The organism is Streptomyces sp. NPDC031225 (assembly GCF_055570355.1).
In genome coordinates this window covers 127,511-145,231 of the sequence record NZ_JBVIHJ010000010.1, presented here as the reverse complement: position 1 = coordinate 145,231, position 17,721 = coordinate 127,511, and the positions used below count along the sequence as shown (strand labels likewise).

At 70.6% G+C, this 17,721-nt stretch carries 15 protein-coding genes; 9 read left to right on the top strand and 6 right to left on the bottom strand.

From position 1 onward, the window contains the following. The first annotated feature begins 78 nt into the window (after positions 1 to 78). From ACZ48Z_RS19070 to cimA, 6 genes are all read left to right on the top strand, one after another. Positions 79 to 1,149 carry a hypothetical protein gene (locus ACZ48Z_RS19070; protein WP_468736995.1) on the top strand — a complete coding sequence of 357 codons (1,071 nt, stop codon included), beginning with the start codon at positions 79 to 81 and terminating at the stop codon, positions 1,147 to 1,149. Between the two features lie 15 nt (positions 1,150 to 1,164). Then, positions 1,165 to 2,487 carry a KamA family radical SAM protein gene (locus tag ACZ48Z_RS19065; protein ID WP_468736994.1) on the top strand — a complete coding sequence of 441 codons (1,323 nt, stop codon included), beginning with the start codon at positions 1,165 to 1,167 and terminating at the stop codon, positions 2,485 to 2,487. Positions 2,488 to 2,680: 193 nt separating this feature from the next. After that, entirely contained in the window at positions 2,681 to 2,866 is a 186-nt protein-coding gene (locus ACZ48Z_RS19060) for a hypothetical protein (RefSeq protein ID WP_468736993.1), read from the top strand. After that, a complete protein-coding gene (locus tag ACZ48Z_RS19055; RefSeq protein WP_468736992.1) occupies positions 2,866 to 4,917 on the top strand; it encodes a hypothetical protein in 2,052 nt (683 codons plus the stop codon). Before ACZ48Z_RS19060 ends, ACZ48Z_RS19055 begins: the two co-directional genes overlap by 1 nt. Before the next feature lie 87 nt (positions 4,918 to 5,004). Then, on the top strand, positions 5,005 to 6,273 hold the full coding sequence (locus ACZ48Z_RS19050; protein WP_468736991.1) for a hypothetical protein: 1,269 nt from the start codon (positions 5,005 to 5,007) through the stop codon (positions 6,271 to 6,273). 301 nt (positions 6,274 to 6,574) lie between these two features. Beyond that, positions 6,575 to 8,179 carry a citramalate synthase gene (gene cimA / locus ACZ48Z_RS19045; protein WP_468736990.1) on the top strand — a complete coding sequence of 535 codons (1,605 nt, stop codon included), beginning with the start codon at positions 6,575 to 6,577 and terminating at the stop codon, positions 8,177 to 8,179. Positions 8,180 to 8,188: 9 nt separating this feature from the next. Here cimA and ACZ48Z_RS19040 read toward each other — a convergent pair whose 3' ends face one another. The 3 genes from ACZ48Z_RS19040 to ACZ48Z_RS19030 all read right to left on the bottom strand — a co-directional run bounded on the left by ACZ48Z_RS19040 (position 8,189) and on the right by ACZ48Z_RS19030 (position 9,760). Then, positions 8,189 to 8,677: a hypothetical protein gene (locus ACZ48Z_RS19040; RefSeq protein ID WP_468736989.1), complete on the bottom strand. Its 489-nt coding sequence runs from the start codon at positions 8,675 to 8,677 to the stop codon at positions 8,189 to 8,191. A gap of 76 nt (positions 8,678 to 8,753) precedes the next feature. After that, positions 8,754 to 8,957 carry a DUF397 domain-containing protein gene (locus ACZ48Z_RS19035; RefSeq protein ID WP_468736988.1) on the bottom strand — a complete coding sequence of 68 codons (204 nt, stop codon included), beginning with the start codon at positions 8,955 to 8,957 and terminating at the stop codon, positions 8,754 to 8,756. Then, on the bottom strand, positions 8,954 to 9,760 hold the full coding sequence (locus ACZ48Z_RS19030) for a helix-turn-helix domain-containing protein (RefSeq protein ID WP_468736987.1): 807 nt from the start codon (positions 9,758 to 9,760) through the stop codon (positions 8,954 to 8,956). Before ACZ48Z_RS19030 ends, ACZ48Z_RS19035 begins: the two co-directional genes overlap by 4 nt. A gap of 112 nt (positions 9,761 to 9,872) precedes the next feature. Between ACZ48Z_RS19030 and ACZ48Z_RS19025 the strand changes: the two genes are divergently transcribed. The 3 genes from ACZ48Z_RS19025 (at position 9,873) to ACZ48Z_RS19015 (ending at position 14,810) form a co-directional block, all read left to right on the top strand. Beyond that, positions 9,873 to 10,292: an ATP-binding protein gene (locus tag ACZ48Z_RS19025; protein WP_468736986.1), complete on the top strand. Its 420-nt coding sequence runs from the start codon at positions 9,873 to 9,875 to the stop codon at positions 10,290 to 10,292. A 77-nt stretch (positions 10,293 to 10,369) separates the two neighbouring features. Further along, entirely contained in the window at positions 10,370 to 13,402 is a 3,033-nt protein-coding gene (locus tag ACZ48Z_RS19020; RefSeq protein ID WP_468736985.1) for a glycoside hydrolase family 3 protein, read from the top strand. A 37-nt stretch (positions 13,403 to 13,439) separates the two neighbouring features. Continuing rightward, entirely contained in the window at positions 13,440 to 14,810 is a 1,371-nt protein-coding gene (locus ACZ48Z_RS19015; RefSeq protein WP_468736984.1) for a hypothetical protein, read from the top strand. Positions 14,811 to 14,994: 184 nt separating this feature from the next. Here ACZ48Z_RS19015 and ACZ48Z_RS19010 read toward each other — a convergent pair whose 3' ends face one another. From ACZ48Z_RS19010 to ACZ48Z_RS19000, 3 genes are all read right to left on the bottom strand, one after another. Further along, positions 14,995 to 15,777, bottom strand: coding sequence for a serine protease (locus tag ACZ48Z_RS19010; RefSeq protein WP_468736983.1), 783 nt, complete (start codon positions 15,775 to 15,777; stop codon positions 14,995 to 14,997). Positions 15,778 to 15,944: 167 nt separating this feature from the next. After that, positions 15,945 to 16,166, bottom strand: a complete 222-nt coding sequence (locus ACZ48Z_RS19005) for a hypothetical protein (RefSeq protein WP_468736982.1) — start codon at positions 16,164 to 16,166, stop codon at positions 15,945 to 15,947. 154 nt (positions 16,167 to 16,320) lie between these two features. After that, the gene (locus tag ACZ48Z_RS19000; protein ID WP_468736981.1) at positions 16,321 to 17,637 is read right to left on the bottom strand and encodes a glycosyltransferase 87 family protein; all 1,317 of its coding nucleotides are present in this window, start codon (positions 17,635 to 17,637) and stop codon (positions 16,321 to 16,323) included. Positions 17,638 to 17,721: the final 84 nt, after the last annotated feature.

The window sequence follows — 17,721 nt, the reverse complement described above, 5'->3', positions numbered from 1 at the left end:
GCCTCCCCCGCGCGGGTATCCACTGATTCCGCGGGGGAGCGTGCTCTCCCCCGCGCACACATCCCAGGGGGGACACGGTTGAACGGACGCTCGCCGGTACCCCGGCTGCGCTGGCTGGCCCGCACGTTACGCACCCCGCGCCGCCCGCAGAGCCTCACCGTCCTGGTCCTGCTGGCGGCCTGCGCGGGCCTGCTGCTGTGGTTCGCCGCGCGCATGGACAACTACGGCGAGAACCTCACCCTCAACCTGGGCACCGACCTCGTCGGCGTCGTCATCACCGTCTTCGTGATCGGCCCCCTGATCTCACGCGCCCAGGAGGGCCGGGTCCGCGAGCACACCCGGCTGGACTACGAGTGGTTCAGCGCCCAGGTCTACGGCGCCACCTCCAACGTCAAGGTCCTCGACACCTTCTCCAACCTCTTCGGCCCGCAGTTCTCCGAGCGTCTCTTCCGCGGGATCAAGGCGGCCACCGGCCACGGCGCCCGGGTGCAGATCCTGCTCCTCGACCCGGACTCCCTCGCCGTGATGCTGCGCGGCCGGGAACTCGGCGAGCACAGCGCCGACATCCGCCGGGACATCCTGCGCAACCTGCGCACCCTCCACCGGTTCGCCCGGCGCCTCGACGACACCTCCCGCCAGCTGCTCGAAGTACGGCTGTGCTCCGCCTCGCCCGGAGTGACGCTGTACCGCTGGGACGAGCGGTGCCTGGTCTCCTTCCTCACCGTGGGCCGGCTCTCCGGGGAGGGTGTCCAGCTGGAGGTCGCGGTGCGCTCGCCGCTCGGCACCTTCGTCGAGCAGCGGTTCGACGAACTGTGGCAGCAGAGCAGACCGATGGAACGGTTCACCCATCTGCCGGTCACCCTCGTCGACTCGGCCGCCGCGCGGCGCCAGTTCACCTGCCGGTTCGTCTCGCTCGACGACTGCCTGTACGTCTCCGGCCCCGACCTCGTCACCTATCTGGCCCGCCATCGCCTCGACGAACTCTCCGCGTACAGCGAGTCCCTGACGATCACCGAGGCCCACCAGGTGTTCGTCGTCGACGACGAGAGCGAGCTGCACGCGCGGCTCATCCAGCACTTCGCGGAGAAGTACGATGCGTCGGCGACCGCCTTCGTCGAACTGCGGCCGCCGGTCCTGATCACGGAATAGAGGGCCCTCGCACCGATGAGCTCAACGCACCACCTCGCTCTCTCCCCGGAGAGCCCACGCTTCCGCGCCTTCACACCCCGTGACCTGGACGGACTGCTCCAGCGAGTCTCCCTGACAGCCGATCAGCGGCTCGCCCTGCGTGCGGTGTCGGCGGTCCTGCCGTTCCGGACGAACACCTATGTGCTCGACGAGCTCATCGACTGGACGGCGGCACCCGACGACCCGATCTTCAGGCTGACCTTCCCGCAGGAGGGGATGCTGCCCGCCCCCGAACTGCGCCGGATGAAGGACCTGCTGGCCGGGGAGGCGCCCAGGTCCGAGGTGCTCCGCGCGGCCCACGAGATCCGGATGAAGCTCAACCCGCACCCCTCCGGCCAGCTCGACGCCAACGTCCCCGTGCACGAGGGGGAGCGGCTGACCGGGCTCCAGCACAAGTACCCCGAGACGGTGCTGGTCTTCCCGCGCCAGGGCCAGACCTGCCACGCCTACTGCACGTACTGCTTCCGCTGGCCCCAGTTCGTCGGTGAGGCCGAACTGCGCATCGCCACCGACGACATCGGGACCACGTCCGCGTATCTGCGCGCCCACTCCGAGGTCACCAGCGCCCTGATCACCGGCGGCGACCCGCTGGTGATGAGCACCGACGTGCTGCGCCGCTACGTCGAGCCGCTGCTGGAGATCGACACGATCCGCTCGATCCGGATCGGCACCAAGTCCCTCGCGTTCTGGCCGTACCGCTTCACCCGCGACCGGGACGCCGACGACCTCCTGCGGCTCTTCGAGAAGGTGGTCGCGAGCGGCCGGCATCTCGCCTTGATGGCCCACTTCACGCATCCGCGGGAACTGCGCCCCGCCGTCGTACGGCAGGCGATGCGCCGGGTCCGTGACACCGGTGCCGTGATCCGCTGCCAGGGCCCGCTGGTGGCCGGCATCAACGACAGCGCCGAGGCCTGGGCCGAGCTGTGGGAGGAGACGACCACGCTGGGCGCGGTGCCGTACTACCAGTTCGTGGAGCGGGACACCGGCCCCCAGGGCTACTTCGGTGTCCCGCTGGTTCGCGGCCACGAGATCTTCCGCGACGCCTACTCCCGCGTCTCGGGCCTCGCCCGCACGGTCCGAGGCCCGGTGATGTCGGCGATGCCCGGCAAGGTGTGCGTGGACGGCGTCGCCGAGATCGCCGGCGAGAAGGTCTTCGTCCTGCACCTGATCCAGGCCCGCGACCCGTCCCTGGTCGACCGCCCGTTCTTCGCGGCCTACGACGAGGGCGCGACCTGGTTCACCGACCTGAAGCCGGCGTTCGGCGCGAGCGAGTTCCTGCCGGGGCTGGAGCCGGGGTGACGTGTGCGCGGGGATGATTCTCGGCCACGTACGGGAGTTGCTGGACGAGTGCCTCCTCGCGGACGCGTGATCTGTCGCCCGGGTTGTACGCAATAGGACCGATTGACCCTGTGGTCGATGGTGCGTTTGCCTCGTAAGAGCCCTCGGCGCGGGGCCGGGGGCAGTGCGTCAAACGGGGACCACAGGGGGGAACATGTCCAGAGCCACAGCATGTCTGTCAGGCAGAGTCCTGCTCGCAGCGCTCACCGGAACCAGCGCATCCGGCGGGCCCGTCACCACGCCGAACGGCCGCTTCGTCGCGTTCCGTTCGTCCGCGGCCCGTCTCGTGCCCGGTGACACCAGCAGGGTGAACGACGTCTTCCAGCGGAGGTCCCGCTGATGTCCCGCGTCTCAAGAGCCCTACTGGGAACGGCAGTTGTCCTCGCCCTGGCCGGTACCACCGCTCAAGCACAGGCCGCCGGACCCAAGGAGTCCCGCACGCAGCGCGTGAGCACCGCCGCCGACGGCAGCCAGGCCGACGGCGCGTCGGACTACGCCGGGATCAGCGCCGACGGCCGCACTGTCGCGTTCGTCTCCACCGCGCCGAGCTTCGGCTGCGAGCACTACACGCCGTGTCTGCTCGTGAAGGACGTGGCCGACGGCGGGGTCACCAGGATCGACCTCGGCGGCGGCTACCTGTACAGCTCGCTGACGCCGAGCGCGGACGGCAGCCGTATCGCCTTCTCCGCGGGCACCCGGTTCATGGCCCCCTACCTGTACGACCGTGCCACCGGCCGTGCGGAGAAGCTGTGGCCGCAGGACCCGCCCGGCTTCAACGAGTTGGGCCACATGGAGTCGATGAGCCCGGACGGCACACACGTCGCGTACACCGTCGGCAATCGCAACGCACCGGAGAACACCCGGCTCCTGTACGTCCGGGACACGGCCACTGGTGCCGACGAACTGGTCTCACCGGCCGAGGAGGGTCAGAAGGCAGGGGCCTCGGTGAGCGGCGACGGGAAGCGGGTCGCCTACGGCGTGCGCAGCGACAGCGCGGAGGACCCCGTCGACGTCTACGTCAAGGACCGGACCACGGGCAGGCGGACCCAGGTCGACGCGGACCTCGGTGTCGCCAGCCTGATCCGCATCACCGCGGACGGCCGCCGCGTCCTCCTCGATGCCGACAGCGGGGTGTATGTGCACGACCTGCGCACGGGTGTGTCGCGGCGCGTGGCCGACGGAACGGCGTCCGCGGTCACGGCGGACGGCCGGTACGCCGTCGTCTCGGGCGAGGACGGCCAGCGGGTGCGCGATCTGCGGACCGGGCTGCGAGGCGCCGCCCTTCCGCGGTCCGCCATGGTGCTGGACAGCGGGCTGGCCGACAAGGGGCGCACGGTGGCCTTCGGCGCGCGCGAGTCCCACCTGGTGCCGGGCGACACCAACGCGGAGACCGACGTGTTCGTCTTCTCCGGGGAACTGCGCAGGAACCCGGCCCCGATGCCGTCCGTCACCGAGCGGATCAGCATGACGCGGGACGGGCAGCAGCGGTCCACGGCATCCTCCGACCCGGTGATGGGACAGGACAAGGTCGTCTCCTTCACCTCGGACGGTGACGTGTTCGTCAACGTGCCGGGCTACATCTCCCAAGTCAACGACAGTACGCAGAAACCGTCGTCCGAGGGATCGCCCTGCTACAGCGGACGCATGGTCGGCTACGCGGCCCCACTCGCATCCGACGGCGGCCCGGGCATCCACGTCCGCAACCGTTCGGTCGGCAAACTCACCAGTCTCGGCTCCTACCAGGGCGTCCGCTTCACCTGGATGGGACAGCCCGTGGTGGACCCCACCTGCCAGTGGCTCACCTATGCGGCGACCCTGCCCGCCACCGCCGCCGACCCGGATCCGCAACCCCGGATCTACCGCTTCCGGTTCAACGGCGGCGGCACCGACGTGGTCAGCGCCCCCACGGGCGGGGCGGCGGCCAACCCGTCGGTCAACTACAACGCTCGGTACATCGCCTTCGAGCAGGGCGGCGACGTCTACGTCCGCGACCTGGACACCGGAGCCCTGGAGAAGGCCGGCGGGCACGCGAAGGCGCCCTCCCTCAGCGCGGACGGCCGCAAGGTCGCCTACCAGCAGGGGCGGTACGCCGTGGTCCGCGACCTCGACACCGGCGCCACGAAACGGGTCAGGGGCACCCAGCCCTCACTCGCCGGAACCGGCACGGCTCTCGCGTACACCTCGGGCCGTTCCGTGTATCTCCTCGAACTCGCCACCGGGAAGCGCCAGTTGGTCAGCGTGGACCGCCGGGGCGGCCGCAACGACCTCCCGGCCGGCCACCCTTCCGTCAACGCCGACGGCACGGTCGTCGCGTTCGAGTCGGCGTCACCCGATCTGGTGGAGGGGGACACCAACGGGGTGGCGGACGTGTTCCTGCGGACAGTGCAATGACAGGCAGTACCCATTACGGACATGCAGCACGCACAACGGACAAGCAGCACCCACAACGGGGAATCCAGTAGACACGGGGGAACAGCCATGCACGGCAAGAAAAGTCTGACGTTCGCCTTCCTGGCGGCCGTCGCCGCGGCGGCACTGACCGGCCCCGCGGCGAGCGCGGCTCCGAGAGGCCCGCACACCGAGAAGGTGACCGTGGCTCCGGACGGCACGGGCGGCAACGCGGGATCCAGCGGGCAGAGCATCAGCGCGGACGGCCGTCACGTTGCCTTCGTCTCCCGCGCCGACAACCTTGTCGCGGGCGACACCAACGGTCTGGAGGACGCCTTCGTCCGTGACCTGAAGACAGGCGTCACGCGACTGGTGAGCACCGGCGAGGACGGCAACCCGTGGCACGGCCACGTCACGGGCGTCTCGCTGAGCGCGAACGGCCGCTATCTGGCCTTCACCTCCAACGCCACCTACGACAGCGACGACAACGAGATCTGGATCAAGGACCTGAGGACCGGCACTCTCCAGCGGGTCGACGGCGCCGTCGACCCGGACGCCGGCTATGTGTCCGTCGCCGGCCCCGCCCTCAGCGCCGACGGGCGCTACCTCGCCTTCGTCGCCGTGCACTCGACCTCCGAAGGGCCGGCGGGCGACAGGTCCAGCCGGGTCTACCGTCTCGACCGCGTCACCGGCGAGCGGGTCCGCATCAGCCAGGTGCCGGGCGAGAACGTCTGGAAGTCCGCAGCCACCAGCCCGTCCATCAGCGCGGACGGCAACCGGGTCGGCTACCAGTTCTTCGTGCCGCATCCCACCTCGGGCGACTGGAGCGACGCCTACGTCCGTGACGTGCGAAGCGGCGAGCTGATCCAGGCCGACAAGGCGCCGGACGGCAAGGTATCCGACGCGCAGACCGAGTTCCCGCAGGTCAGCGCCGACGGCCGGTACATGGTCTTCAACTCGCTCGACTCACACCTGACGCCGGGCGACACCAACAACGGGCACAACGTCTTCGTCCGTGACCTGAGGACGGGCCAGGTACGCCGGATCGACGCCGCCGACCCGTCCGGATTCACCGCGTACCCACAGCTCGGCGCGGACAGCCGGCACCTCGTGTACGTCGAGGACGCCGACCCGGACCACCCGCGCCAGGCCTATGTGCGCGACCTGCGCACCGGGCGCACGGTACTCGCCAGCCCCACGGTGCAGGGCGGCCCGAGCGGCTCCTACGGTGTCGACTTCCCGGTGATCGACCGGGACGGACGTACGGTCGCCTTCAGCAGCTGGGCCAAGGACCTCGTGCCCGGTGACACCGGCGAACCCGACTACATCACCCACGTCTACGTCCGTCACCTGAAGTGATCGACCGCATCCTGAGACAACCGTGAGCGGGGCGCGGGGGTTGTGCCAGACTTCCCCCGTGCTCTCGTTCGCCACGATTATTGGCAGCAGGCGCGCCGGTCCGCAGTGACCGCCACGTACGACCAGGTACGGGCGGACACCGTCGTCTTCGACCCGCGCGCAGACCTCTCGCACCCGCGAGGGGTTTTTCGCTTTTCTGGCCCACCCACAGCCGGAAGCGAGAGCGCGAGGGAGTATGTGGAGGCGGTGGAGCCGGTCATTCCGGTACGACCGAGATCCAATCCCCAGGAGCCTTGAGACCATGACCGCACCCAGCGAGCTCGACGATCAGTTCCACGTCTTCGACACCACCCTGCGCGACGGCGCTCAGCGCGAGGGCATCAACCTCACCGTCGCGGACAAGCTGGCCATCGCACGGCACCTGGACGACTTCGGCGTGGGCTTCATCGAGGGCGGCTGGCCCGGCGCCAACCCGCGGGACACCGAGTTCTTCGCCCGCGCCCGCCAGGAGATCGACTTCAAGCACGCCCAGCTCGTGGCCTTCGGCGCGACCCGCCGCGCGGGCGGCAAGGCGTCCGAGGACCCACAGGTCAAGGCCCTTCTGGACTCGGGCGCCGAGGTGATCACCCTGGTCGCCAAGTCGCACGACCGGCACGTCGAGCTGGCGCTCAGGACGACGCTGGACGAGAACCTGGAGATGGTCCGCGACTCGGTGTCCTTCCTGACCTCGCAGGGCCGCCGCGTCTTCGTCGACTGCGAGCACTTCTTCGACGGCTACCGCGCCAACCCCGAGTACGCGAAGGCCGTCGTACGGGCCGCCTCCGAGGCCGGTGCCTCCGTCGTCATCCTCTGCGACACCAACGGCGGCATGCTCCCGGCGCAGATCCAGGCCGTGGTGTCCACCGTCCTCGCCGACACCGGCGCCCGGCTCGGCATCCACACCCAGGACGACACGGGCTGCGCGGTCGCCAACACCCTGGCCGCCGTCGACGCGGGCGCGACCCACGTCCAGTGCACGGCGAACGGCTACGGCGAGCGGGTCGGCAACGCCAACCTCTTCCCGGTGGTCGCTGCCCTGGAGCTCAAGTACGGCAAGAAGGTCCTGCCCGACGGCAAGCTGCGCGAGATGACCCGCATCTCCCACGCCATCGCCGAGGTCGTGAACCTGACGCCCTCCACGCACCAGCCGTACGTGGGCGTCTCGGCCTTCGCCCACAAGGCGGGCCTGCACGCCTCCGCGATCAAGGTCGACCCGGACCTCTACCAGCACATCGACCCCGAGCAGGTCGGCAACACCATGCGGATGCTGGTCTCCGACATGGCGGGCCGCGCCTCGATCGAGCTCAAGGGCAAGGAACTCGGCATCGACCTGGGCGGCGACCGCGAGCTGGTCGGCCGGGTCGTGGAGCGCGTGAAGGAACGCGAGCTCCGGGGCTACACCTACGAGGCCGCGGACGCCTCGTTCGAGCTGCTGCTGCGCGGCGAGGTCGAGGGCAAGCCCCTCACGTACTTCTCGGTCGAGTCCTGGCGCGCGATCGTCGAGGACCGCCCCGACGGCAGCCACGCCAACGAGGCCACCGTGAAGCTCTTCGCCAAGGGTGAGCGCATCGTCGCCACGGCGGAGGGCAACGGCCCGGTCAACGCCCTCGACCGCACCCTGCGCGTGGCCCTCGAAAAGATCTACCCCCAGCTCGCCAAGCTCGACCTCGTCGACTACAAGGTCCGCATCCTGGAGGGCGTCCACGGCACGCAGTCCACGACCCGCGTCCTCATCTCCACGTCGGACGGCACGGGGGAGTGGTCCACGGTGGGCGTCGCCGAGAACGTCATCGCCGCGTCCTGGCAGGCACTGGAGGACGCCTACACGTACGGTCTGCTGCGCGCGGGCGTCCAGCCGGCGGAGTAACTCCCCGACTCAGCAGGAGTCCTCGGCGAGCTCCTCGAACTCGCCGAGGCTCATCACACGGTCGTCGGCCCAGACGTGGCCGGGTGTCAGCCTCGCCAGGTCGGCCGTACGGAATGTCAGGGTGACGCTGTACTCGTAGTTGTACTCGCCCTTCATGAAGCCGAGTTGGTACGTGTAGTCGGCCACGGGTGTCTGGGTCCCGGACCGGTGCGGGTGCCAGTCGGTCAAGGGCGAGAAGAGCGGAAAGTCCGCGTCGCCGGGCTGCACCGTGTCGGGCACGCGCCAGCCGGACAGGTTCGGCCCCGAACCGTCCCTCGCCTTGGTGCCCGTGAGCGACAGCCCCTCAACGCGGTCGTCCCCGCAGGGCCGGATCAGCGCGTGCGGCGCCCCGTCCGCCCCGACCCGCACGGCGGCCAGCGGCAGATCGATCGCCCCACAGCCGCTCAACAGCCCCGCACCGACGGCCACACCAGCCATCGCGATGACGAACCGTCTCATCGCCGTCCCCCTCACCCCGGTGCACCCAGCACAGCATCGGTCCGGGGCGCGTGACGACCACCGTTGTGCACCGGTCCTATTGCGGTCCTACAACTGCGTCGAGGGGACTTGTCGCGAGCCCCAGGAACGCGGCCCAAGTGCCCGGCGCCACCGTGAAGTTGGGGCCGATGGACTTGGAGTCGCGGACGTGGACGGCGGACGGCTCGGTGGCGACCTCGATGCAGTTGCCGCCTTCGTTGCTGCTGTAGCTGGACTTGACCCAGTGAAGTGCGGTGCTCATCGGTCTCCTAGCAGTTCGTGCAAGTAGCGCACGCTCTCGTCGGGCGAGAGGGCCTGTGACCGCAGCATTCCATACTTGTGGTGATAGTCGCGGACCTCGTCGGGATCCTCAACGAGGAAGCTGGCGCGCTGCACTTCCAGGTAGATCAGACGCTCGTCCCTGGGCGTCTCCAGCAACGTCATGGGGCCGGCGAGACCCGCGTGGGGCATCCGGTCCATCGGCATGATCTGAAAGCTCATGTGGAGCGGTTCGGTGTACTCCAGGATCTGGCGGAACTGATCCTGCATCACCTGAGGGCTGCCCACCTGCCGCCGCAGAATGCTCTCCTCCAGGATGAAGTGCCCCACCGGTGGCTGGTCCCGCTGCCAGAGCAACTGCCGTTCCATGCGCGCGTTCACCCACTGTTCTGCTGTCTCGGTGCCCAGCGCGGGGTAGCGGGAGTCGAAGGTGGCGCGGCAGTACTCCTTGGTCTGGAGCAAGCCGGGCACCAGCTGGGTCTCGTAGGACAGGAAACTCACGGCCTCCTGCTCGTGATCCACCAACGACTGCGCGAACTGCACCACCTTCTCCCGCACCGGCATCCGCTCCACGAGCAACGCCAACGCGCCCTTCGTGCAGAGCAGTTCGTCGAACTGTTCCGCCCGGTCCGGCTGGAGTGCCAGCCGCCCCTGCTCGATCGACCCCACCGTGTCGACGTGAACGCTGGCCGCTTCGGCGAACTGTTCCTGTGTCAGACGGGCGTGTTTGCGATAGTGCGCCACGAGCGCGCCGACCACCTGCCAGGAACCGACCTTCTTCGACATGGTCAATTTCTTCCCCCGTCCGCACCCCGACCCCTCGTAGTGGACTCGTAGTAATCAGAACTACGACCTCACTCACTGCCTCACGATAGTCACCGCCTGTGACAGTCGCCCCGTGAACAGCCAACCCCAACTCCTCCACGCCCGAACCGCCCTGTATCCCCGCGACCGCAGGTCAGTAGCCGTGGCCAGAGATCTCACCCGCATCACCCTCGCCGATTGGGGGCTCACCCGGCGGAGCGACGACGTGCTGCTCTGCGTGAGCGAACTCGCCACCAACGCCCTCCTGCACGGTGTCCCGCCCAACCGCTGTTTTCAGCTCGCCCTGACCCTCGCCACCGACGGAGTCCTCCGCGTCGAGGTCCACGACAGCGGCCCCGGCGAGATCCACCCCGCGCACCCGTCCCCGTCCTGGGACACCGAACACGGTCGCGGTCTCCTTCTCGTCGCCGCGCTGGCCGACGACTGGGGCGTCCGTGAACGGGATCCGGGCAAAGTCGTCTGGTGTGAGTTCCGGGGCGGCGGGCCATCTTGACGGTCCCCTGGGTCGCCAGTTAACTCACGGCGTGAGGTAAGTCACGAGTGGATTACGAGAGCCAAGGGGGAAGCTCCATGCGTTCCGTACGAAGAACCGCCCTGCTCGCCTCGGCCACGCTCCTGGCGGCGTTGGTGCCGCTGGTGTCCGCCCAGGCGCAGGCCGCCGACGATCCGTCCCCGGTCCCCGTCGACCGCTTCGAGGGCGAGGTCCCCTTCGCCTCCCAGCCCGCCGAGGGCATCTTCACCTGGGGCAGCGACAACGACGATCCGCCAACTCTCGCGCTCACCACGAGAGATGACGCCCCCGAGGGCGCGAAGGTCCTCGCCGGCAGCTACGACATCAGCGGCTACGGCGGCTTCACCCACGACTACGCCGCCGCCGGGCCCGCCCACGACTGGTCCGCCCGCAAAGGCATCCGCTTCTGGTGGGAGGGGCGGAACAACGGCAAGAAGGTCGCCTTCGAGCTCAAGGACGGCGGCGCCAACGGCGAGGCCTCCGAGCTGTGGACGACCTCCTTCACCGATGACTGGACGGGCTGGAAACAGGTCGAGATCCCCTTCACCGACTTCGCGTACCGCACCGACTACCAGCCCGTCGGCGGCATCGACCACGTCCTGGGGCTGACGGAGATGTGGGGGTACGCCGTCACCCTCCCCGTCGGCACTCCCGGTCAGTTCGCCATGGACGGCGTCGAGTTGTACGGCAGGGCCGACCAGTCGCTGCGTGCGAACGTCACCACCGACGCCGCCGTCTACCCGGTCGCGCAGGGCAGGACCGCCACCGTCGAGGTCACCGTCGCCACCACCGGCTCCGCGCCGCTCGACGAGCCCGTGACCGTCGCCTACGGGACGGCGGCCACCGGTACCGCCGACCCCGGCAAGGACTACACCCCGGTCTCCGGCACCCTCACCTTCCCTGCCGGTACCGCCTCCGGCACCTCGCAGGCCATCCGGGTCACCACCCTGAAGGACAAGACGGCCTCCGAGACCGCCGAGACCGTCCCCCTCAAGCTCACCGTCACCGGCGCCAAGGCCCCGGCCGAGACCCCGCAGGTCGTCATCGACGCGCACGGGCTGCCGTATCTGAACAGCAAGCTCCCCGTGCAGCGGCGCGTCGCCGACCTCCTCTCCCGGATGAGCCTCGCGGAGAAGGCCGGCCAGATGACCCAGGCCGAACGCGGAGCCGTCGGCACCGGAGGCGACGTCGCCGCCTACGACCTCGGCTCGCTGCTCTCCGGCGGCGGTTCCACTCCCACGCCCAACACCGCCGAGGCCTGGGCGAAGATGATCGACTCCTTCCAACTCCGGGCGCAGGCAACGCGCTTCCAGATCCCCCTCATCTACGGTGTCGACGCCGTCCACGGCCACAACAACCTGGTCGGCGCCACCGTCATGCCGCACAACATCGGCATCGGTGCCACCCGGGACCCCCAACTCGCCGAGCGGACAGGCGCGGTGACCGCCGCCGAGGTCCGTGCCACCGGCGTCCCCTGGGACTTCGCGCCCTGCCTCTGCGTCACCCGTGACGAACGCTGGGGACGCTCCTACGAGTCCTTCGGTGAGGACCCCGCCCTCGTCGAGTCCATGGAGACGGTCATCCAGGGACTCCAAGGCGCCCGCAGCGGAAAGGACTTGAGCCGCGACGACAAGGTCCTCGCCACCGCCAAGCACTTCGTCGGCGACGGCGGCACCGCGTACGGCTCCTCCACCACCGGGACGTACACCATCGACCAGGGCGTCACCACCGTCACCCGGCAGCAGCTCGACGCCGTCCACCTGGCGCCGTACAAGAGCGCGGTCGACCGTGGCGTCGGCACGGTCATGCCGTCGTACTCCTCGCTGGACATCGTCGGCGACGGCCTCGGCCCGGTGAAGATGCACGCCCGCGGCGACATGATCAACGGGGTCCTCAAGAAGAAGCTCGGCTTCGCCGGGTTCGTCATCAGCGACTGGAACGGCATCGACCAGATCCCCGGCGACTACGCCAGCGACGTCCGGACCTCCGTCAACGCCGGGGTCGACATGGTCATGGCCCCGTACGCCTACAAGGACTTCCACACCGCGCTCGTCGCGGAGGTGCGGGCCGGGCGCGTCAGCGAGAAGCGGATCGACGACGCCGTATCCCGCATCCTCACGCAGAAGTTCAAACTGGGGCTCTTCGAGAAGCCGTACGCCGACACGAGCGGCGCCTCGAAGATCGGTTCCGCCGGACACCGGGCCGTGGCCCGCGAGGCGGCCGCCGAGTCGCAGGTGCTGCTGAAGAACAGCGCCGGGCTCCTGCCGCTGAAGAAGTCGCAGAAGGTGTACGTCGCCGGGTCCAACGCCGACGACATCGGCAACCAGAGTGGCGGCTGGACCGTCACCTGGCAGGGCTCGTCCGGCGACATCACCCCCGGTACGACGATCCTGGAGGCGATGCGCAGGAACTCCCCGGCGCTGACGTACTCCAAGGACGCCTCCGCCCCGACCACCGGCTACGACGTCGGCGTGGTCGTCGTCGGCGAGACACCGTACGCCGAGGGCGTCGGAGACGTCGGCAACGGCAACGACCTGGCGTTGTCCGCCGCCGACCAGGCCGCCGTCGACAAGGTGTGCGCGGCCATGAAGTGCGCGGTGCTGATCGTCTCCGGGCGGCCGCAGCTCATCGGCGACCGGCTCGGCGGGATCGACGCCCTGGTCGCGTCCTGGCTGCCGGGCACCGAGGGCGACGGCGTCGCGGACGTCCTGTACGGCAGGCGCGCCTTCACCGGCCAACTCCCCGTCACCTGGCCGAAGTCGGAGGCCCAGCTGCCGATCAACGTCGGCGATCCGACCTATGACCCGCAGTTCCCGTACGGCTGGGGCCTGACCACACTCACCAAGGTCCCCGACGGCGGGGAGAAGACACTCAAGGCGCTCGGCCTCGCCGCGAAGGCGGCCGAGCGGGCCGGGGCCGACCGGACGGGCCGCGCGCTCGTCGACAAGGCCCGGCTGATCGTCCAGAAGAAGACGGACGGGCGGATGACGGCCGATGTCGCGGCGCCCTTCGCCGACGCCGATCACCTCCTCCTGGCCGGACGCTACGCAGAGGCGGTGGCGAAGCTGACGCAGGCCTACCGGGCGACCTGAGAGGCCGGTTCCGGGAGGCGTCCGGTAGCGTCGAAGTATGAAGGCCAGCGTGCAGGCCGTAGTACCGACCCGGAGCCTCCCGGGGCTGCTTCTCGCCCTGGTGGTCGCGGCCCTGGCCGTCCTGTCGACGGGCACCCCGCCCGCCTCGGCGACGACGACCGCCACGAGCGTCTCGGCGATCGGCGAGGCGCTCCGCAAGAGCCCCGTCTACGTCGACCCGGCCGCCTCGGACCAGCTGTCCGCCACGGACGCCGACACCCTCGCGCAGCAGATCGAGAACGCCGGCAAGCCGCTCTTCCTCGTCGTGCTGCCGGCCGACTATCCGACCAAGGACCTCTTCACGAAGCTGCGCACCGTCACCGGCATCACCGGCCTGTACGCGGTCCGTCTCGGCGACGCCTTCGACGCCCGCGCCGACTCCGCGGTCCTGCCGCGCGCGGCCGTGCGCAACCTCGTCACCACCTACAAGGGCGAGGACACCAGGGCCCAGCTCAGCGACGTCACCAGCAGCGCCCTGACCAACATGGGCGGCTCGGCGCCCTCCACCTGGAGCTCCGGCGACGAGGACAACGGAGTGCCGACCGGCGCACTGATCACCGTCGGTGCCGTGCTGGTGGCGGGCGGCGCGGGGGCGTACACGCTCGTGCGGCGCAACCGGCGTCGGCACGCGGAGGAGCAGCGGGCCGCGCTGGAGAAGCTGCGGGTGGTGGTGGACGAGGACATCACCGCGTTCGGCGAGGAACTGGACCGCCTGGACTTCCACCCGGCCGAGGCGGGGGCCGACGACGCGATGCGCGCGGACTACGAGCGGGCGCTCGACGCCTACGAGCAGGCGAAGTCGTTCATGGCGGCCGCGACGAGGCCCGAGGACGTACGGGCGGTCTCCCAGTCCCTTGAGGACGGCCGCTTCTCGCTCGCCCAGCTCGCCGCCCGCCGCGAGCACCGGCCGCTGCCCGAACGCCGGGTGCCCTGCTTCTTCGACCCCCGCCACGGTCCCTCCGTCACCGACGCCACCTGGACGCCGCCCGGCGGAGCCCCGCGCGAGGTACCGGTCTGCGCGGCCGACGCGACCCGGCTGGCCGACGGCCGCGACCCCGTGATGCGCGAGGTCGACACGGTCGAGGGCCGCCGCCCGTATTGGGACGCGGGCCCGGCCTACGGTCCCTGGGCGGGCGGCTATTTCGGCGGCGGCATCCTCCCCGGGCTGCTGGTCGGCACCGTGCTCGGCAGCATGATGGCCGGCCCCGCGTACGCGGCCGACTACGGCTCCGGTTACGGCGACTTCGGCGGCGGCTACGAGGGCGGCGACGTGTCCGGCGCGGACTTCGACTCCGGGGACTTCGGTGACTTCGGGGGCGGGGGAGGGGACTTCGGTGGTGGGGGTGACTTCGGTGGCGGGGGGTTCTGAGGATCTTCTTTCGCCCCCGCCGCCCTTTCCCGTCCCGTCCTTCGGGGGCTCCGCCCCCGGGCCCCCGCTCCTCAAACGCCGGAGGGGCTGATTTCAGCCCGTCCGGCGTTTGAGGACGAGGCCCCTTCAGGGCCGACGGGGGGTCTGGGGGCGCAGCCCCCAGGGGCGGGACGGCCCCCTCACCTCACAGCGACGCGGCCGCCGAAGCGATCGCCGAGGCGAACGTGGACACCTCGCTGTAGACCCCGGGCGCGTTCGGCTGCGCGCACCCTATGCCCCAGCTCACGATGCCGACCTGGACCCAGGCGTTCGCGGAGTCCCGGCGGAACATCGGCCCACCCGAGTCCCCCTGACAGGTGTCGACCCCGCCCGACGCGTACCCGGCACAGATCTCGTCGCTCGCGACCAGCCCGCTGTACCCGCTGTAGGTACGGCAGGTCGCGTCACTCACGAACGGCACGGTCGCCTTGAGCAGATAGCGCTGCTGGGCGCCGCCCTCGGTGGCCGCGCCCCAGCCCGCGACGGTGAAGGTACCGGTGTTGTACTGCGTCGTCGTGGCGATCTTCAGGGTGGGCAGGTTGATCGGTGCGGCGAGCTTGATGAGCGCCCAGTCCTTGCCGTTGCCGTTGTAGCCGGGCGCCCGGTAGACGTACGTCGACTTGACCTGCACCCGCCCGGTGGTGGACTGGAGGTCGACGACCCCCGCGGTGGCGGTGATGCTGGTGTTCGCTCCGGTGCCGTTCACACAGTGCGCGGCGGTGAGGACGATCTGCTGGGTGTACAGCGCCCCGCCGCAGCCCATGGAGAGCCGCACCATGAACGGGAACTCGCCCTGCGCGGCACGGCTGCCGCCGATGACGGGCGAGGGCGCGGCCTGTGCGGCCGAGACGGGCTGGAGGCCGGCGATCGCGAGCGCGGCGGCTCCGACCGCCAGGCCTCTCTTGAGGGCCGTGAGGAGCTTCTTCAAGGTGATGCCTTCCGGGGGTGGGGGGTGGCTCTGACGAGTTCATGCCAAGTCGGGGCATCAAAGAAATGCCCAAGTTCTGACATGGGCTGGTCAAATCTGTTCAAGGATTATGGGAACCCTGTGAACTCCCGCACAAGGGGCGCGATTCAGCCAGGGCGCCCGCCTCCTCAGGACACGTGACGCGTCAGCGCGTACCGCTCACCGGCGGCGTGCCACCACCCGGGCGGCGAGGAGCCGTCGACGGCGGCGGACGGCTGGTCCGGGTGCAACCCGAGCCGCCACAGGGCCGTCGCGGCCACCTCGACCCGGAACCACCCCCGCCACCGCCCGTCCTCCCCGGGCCCGCACGCGAGATCGAACCGCACCTCGTCCTCCACGGCGAACGGCATCCAGTCGATCCCGCGGACCCGCAGTCAGGCCCGCACGGCGGCCAGGGGAGTCGGGCACCCGTGGACGTTCTCGTACGACGCGACGGTGATCCAGGCGGCAGCGGTCCTCATACGGCCCATGGTGCGGCAGTACACCCCCCGACGCGCGCGTTTTTCAGCCGGGGCCGGACACGCAGACAGCCTGTCCGGCCCCGGCCGGCGCTGTGACCGAGTGCGCGGGGGCCCGGCGGGCGGCCGGGGACCACGGGAGCCGGAACCAGGCCGCGAGGACCAGGGGAAGGACGAGGTAGCCGAACCGGGTGGCGGGCATCAGACAGATGGCGAGACCCAGCCCGACGGCCAGCCGGTCCGCCGCCGCGCGGACGGTACGGGGCGGCCGTACAAGGAGCGAGACCGCCATGCCGAGAGCGGCGGCCGCGAGCGCGACCGTGGCGAGGACCGAGCCGCCGGGCACATGTGCGGCCAGCAGATGTCCCGGCAGCGGACTGGTCGCCGGCGAACGGACCCCGCCCTCCCCGAGCGGGAACAGCACCACGTGCTCGACGAACGCGTGCCGGTCGGCCAGGGCGACCGGCAGCACGGCCGGCACCGCCACCGACAGGGCGGCGACGGCGGCCCGCAGAGCCGTCCGCCGGCCGGTGGTGACCGCGAGCAGCACCAGCCCCACCGGCAGCAGCGGCCACGCCGTCCACTTCAGCGCGGCGGCCGCGCCCATGGCCAGCCCGGCCGCCGTTCCCGAGCCGCGTCGACCCGCCAGCGCCAGCCCCAGACACATCAACCCGACCACCGGCAGATCGACCCCGCCGACCGCCAACGGCAGCGCGACCGCGGGAAACGCGGCGAGCGACGCCACCGCGGTGGCGGCACCCACCGACGACGGGCGTATGCGCGCGGCCCCGGCGGGCCGTCGCGCCGCGAAGAACATGCAGGCAAGGAACGCGGCACAGAACCAGACGCGGGCATCGGTCAGCGGGCCCGCGCCGAACAGGGCACGAGGCACACCGAAGAGCGCCATGCCGGGCAGATACGGGTCGAAGTCCACGGTCCGCGTCGGATCCGGCGGATAGGGGCTGCCGGAGTGCAGCAGCAGACCCCCGGAGCGCTCCACGACACCGACCTCGGACTGGGCCGCCCCCGAGACGACGAGCACCACCAGCGGCACGACGACCGCCCCGACGAGTGCGGCGACCGCACCGGCCCGCCGCCACGAGCGGTCGTCCCGCAGGGTGAGCACCGCGGCCGTCGCGTACCCCGCCGCCGCGCAGGCGCCCCACACCCGGTGCGGACCGAGCCCCGTCGTCACCGACAGCGTCAGCGCGAATCCCGCGCAGGCGAGCCAGTACGCCCATGCCCACCGCGTCACGGTGGCGCCGTAGGCGGAGGAGGCGGACGGCCCGAGGTGTCCCACCCCCGTGAGGACACCTCGGGCCGTGCGTGAGGGCGGCGCGACCGCCCCCTTCGTGATGGTCATGTCGCCTCTCGTGGCGTCCGTGTGCGGAGACCGCACGATGTGGTGCGACCCCCGGAGCGGGGCCCGTGACCACGAGTCCAGCGG

Coding starts and splice junctions, on each gene's coding strand:
- ACZ48Z_RS19065 (WP_468736994.1), top strand. CDS start 1,165: ATGAGCTCAACGCACCACCTCGCTCTCTCCCCGGAGAGCCCACGCTTC.
- ACZ48Z_RS19060 (WP_468736993.1), top strand. CDS start 2,681: ATGTCCAGAGCCACAGCATGTCTGTCAGGCAGAGTCCTGCTCGCAGCG.
- ACZ48Z_RS19055 (WP_468736992.1), top strand. CDS start 2,866: ATGTCCCGCGTCTCAAGAGCCCTACTGGGAACGGCAGTTGTCCTCGCC.
- ACZ48Z_RS19050 (WP_468736991.1), top strand. CDS start 5,005: ATGCACGGCAAGAAAAGTCTGACGTTCGCCTTCCTGGCGGCCGTCGCC.
- cimA (WP_468736990.1), top strand. CDS start 6,575: ATGACCGCACCCAGCGAGCTCGACGATCAGTTCCACGTCTTCGACACC.
- ACZ48Z_RS19040 (WP_468736989.1), bottom strand. CDS start 8,677: ATGAGACGGTTCGTCATCGCGATGGCTGGTGTGGCCGTCGGTGCGGGG.
- ACZ48Z_RS19035 (WP_468736988.1), bottom strand. CDS start 8,957: ATGAGCACCGCACTTCACTGGGTCAAGTCCAGCTACAGCAGCAACGAA.
- ACZ48Z_RS19030 (WP_468736987.1), bottom strand. CDS start 9,760: ATGTCGAAGAAGGTCGGTTCCTGGCAGGTGGTCGGCGCGCTCGTGGCG.
- ACZ48Z_RS19020 (WP_468736985.1), top strand. CDS start 10,370: ATGCGTTCCGTACGAAGAACCGCCCTGCTCGCCTCGGCCACGCTCCTG.
- ACZ48Z_RS19015 (WP_468736984.1), top strand. CDS start 13,440: ATGAAGGCCAGCGTGCAGGCCGTAGTACCGACCCGGAGCCTCCCGGGG.
- ACZ48Z_RS19005 (WP_468736982.1), bottom strand. CDS start 16,166: ATGCCGTTCGCCGTGGAGGACGAGGTGCGGTTCGATCTCGCGTGCGGG.
- ACZ48Z_RS19000 (WP_468736981.1), bottom strand. CDS start 17,637: ATGACCATCACGAAGGGGGCGGTCGCGCCGCCCTCACGCACGGCCCGA.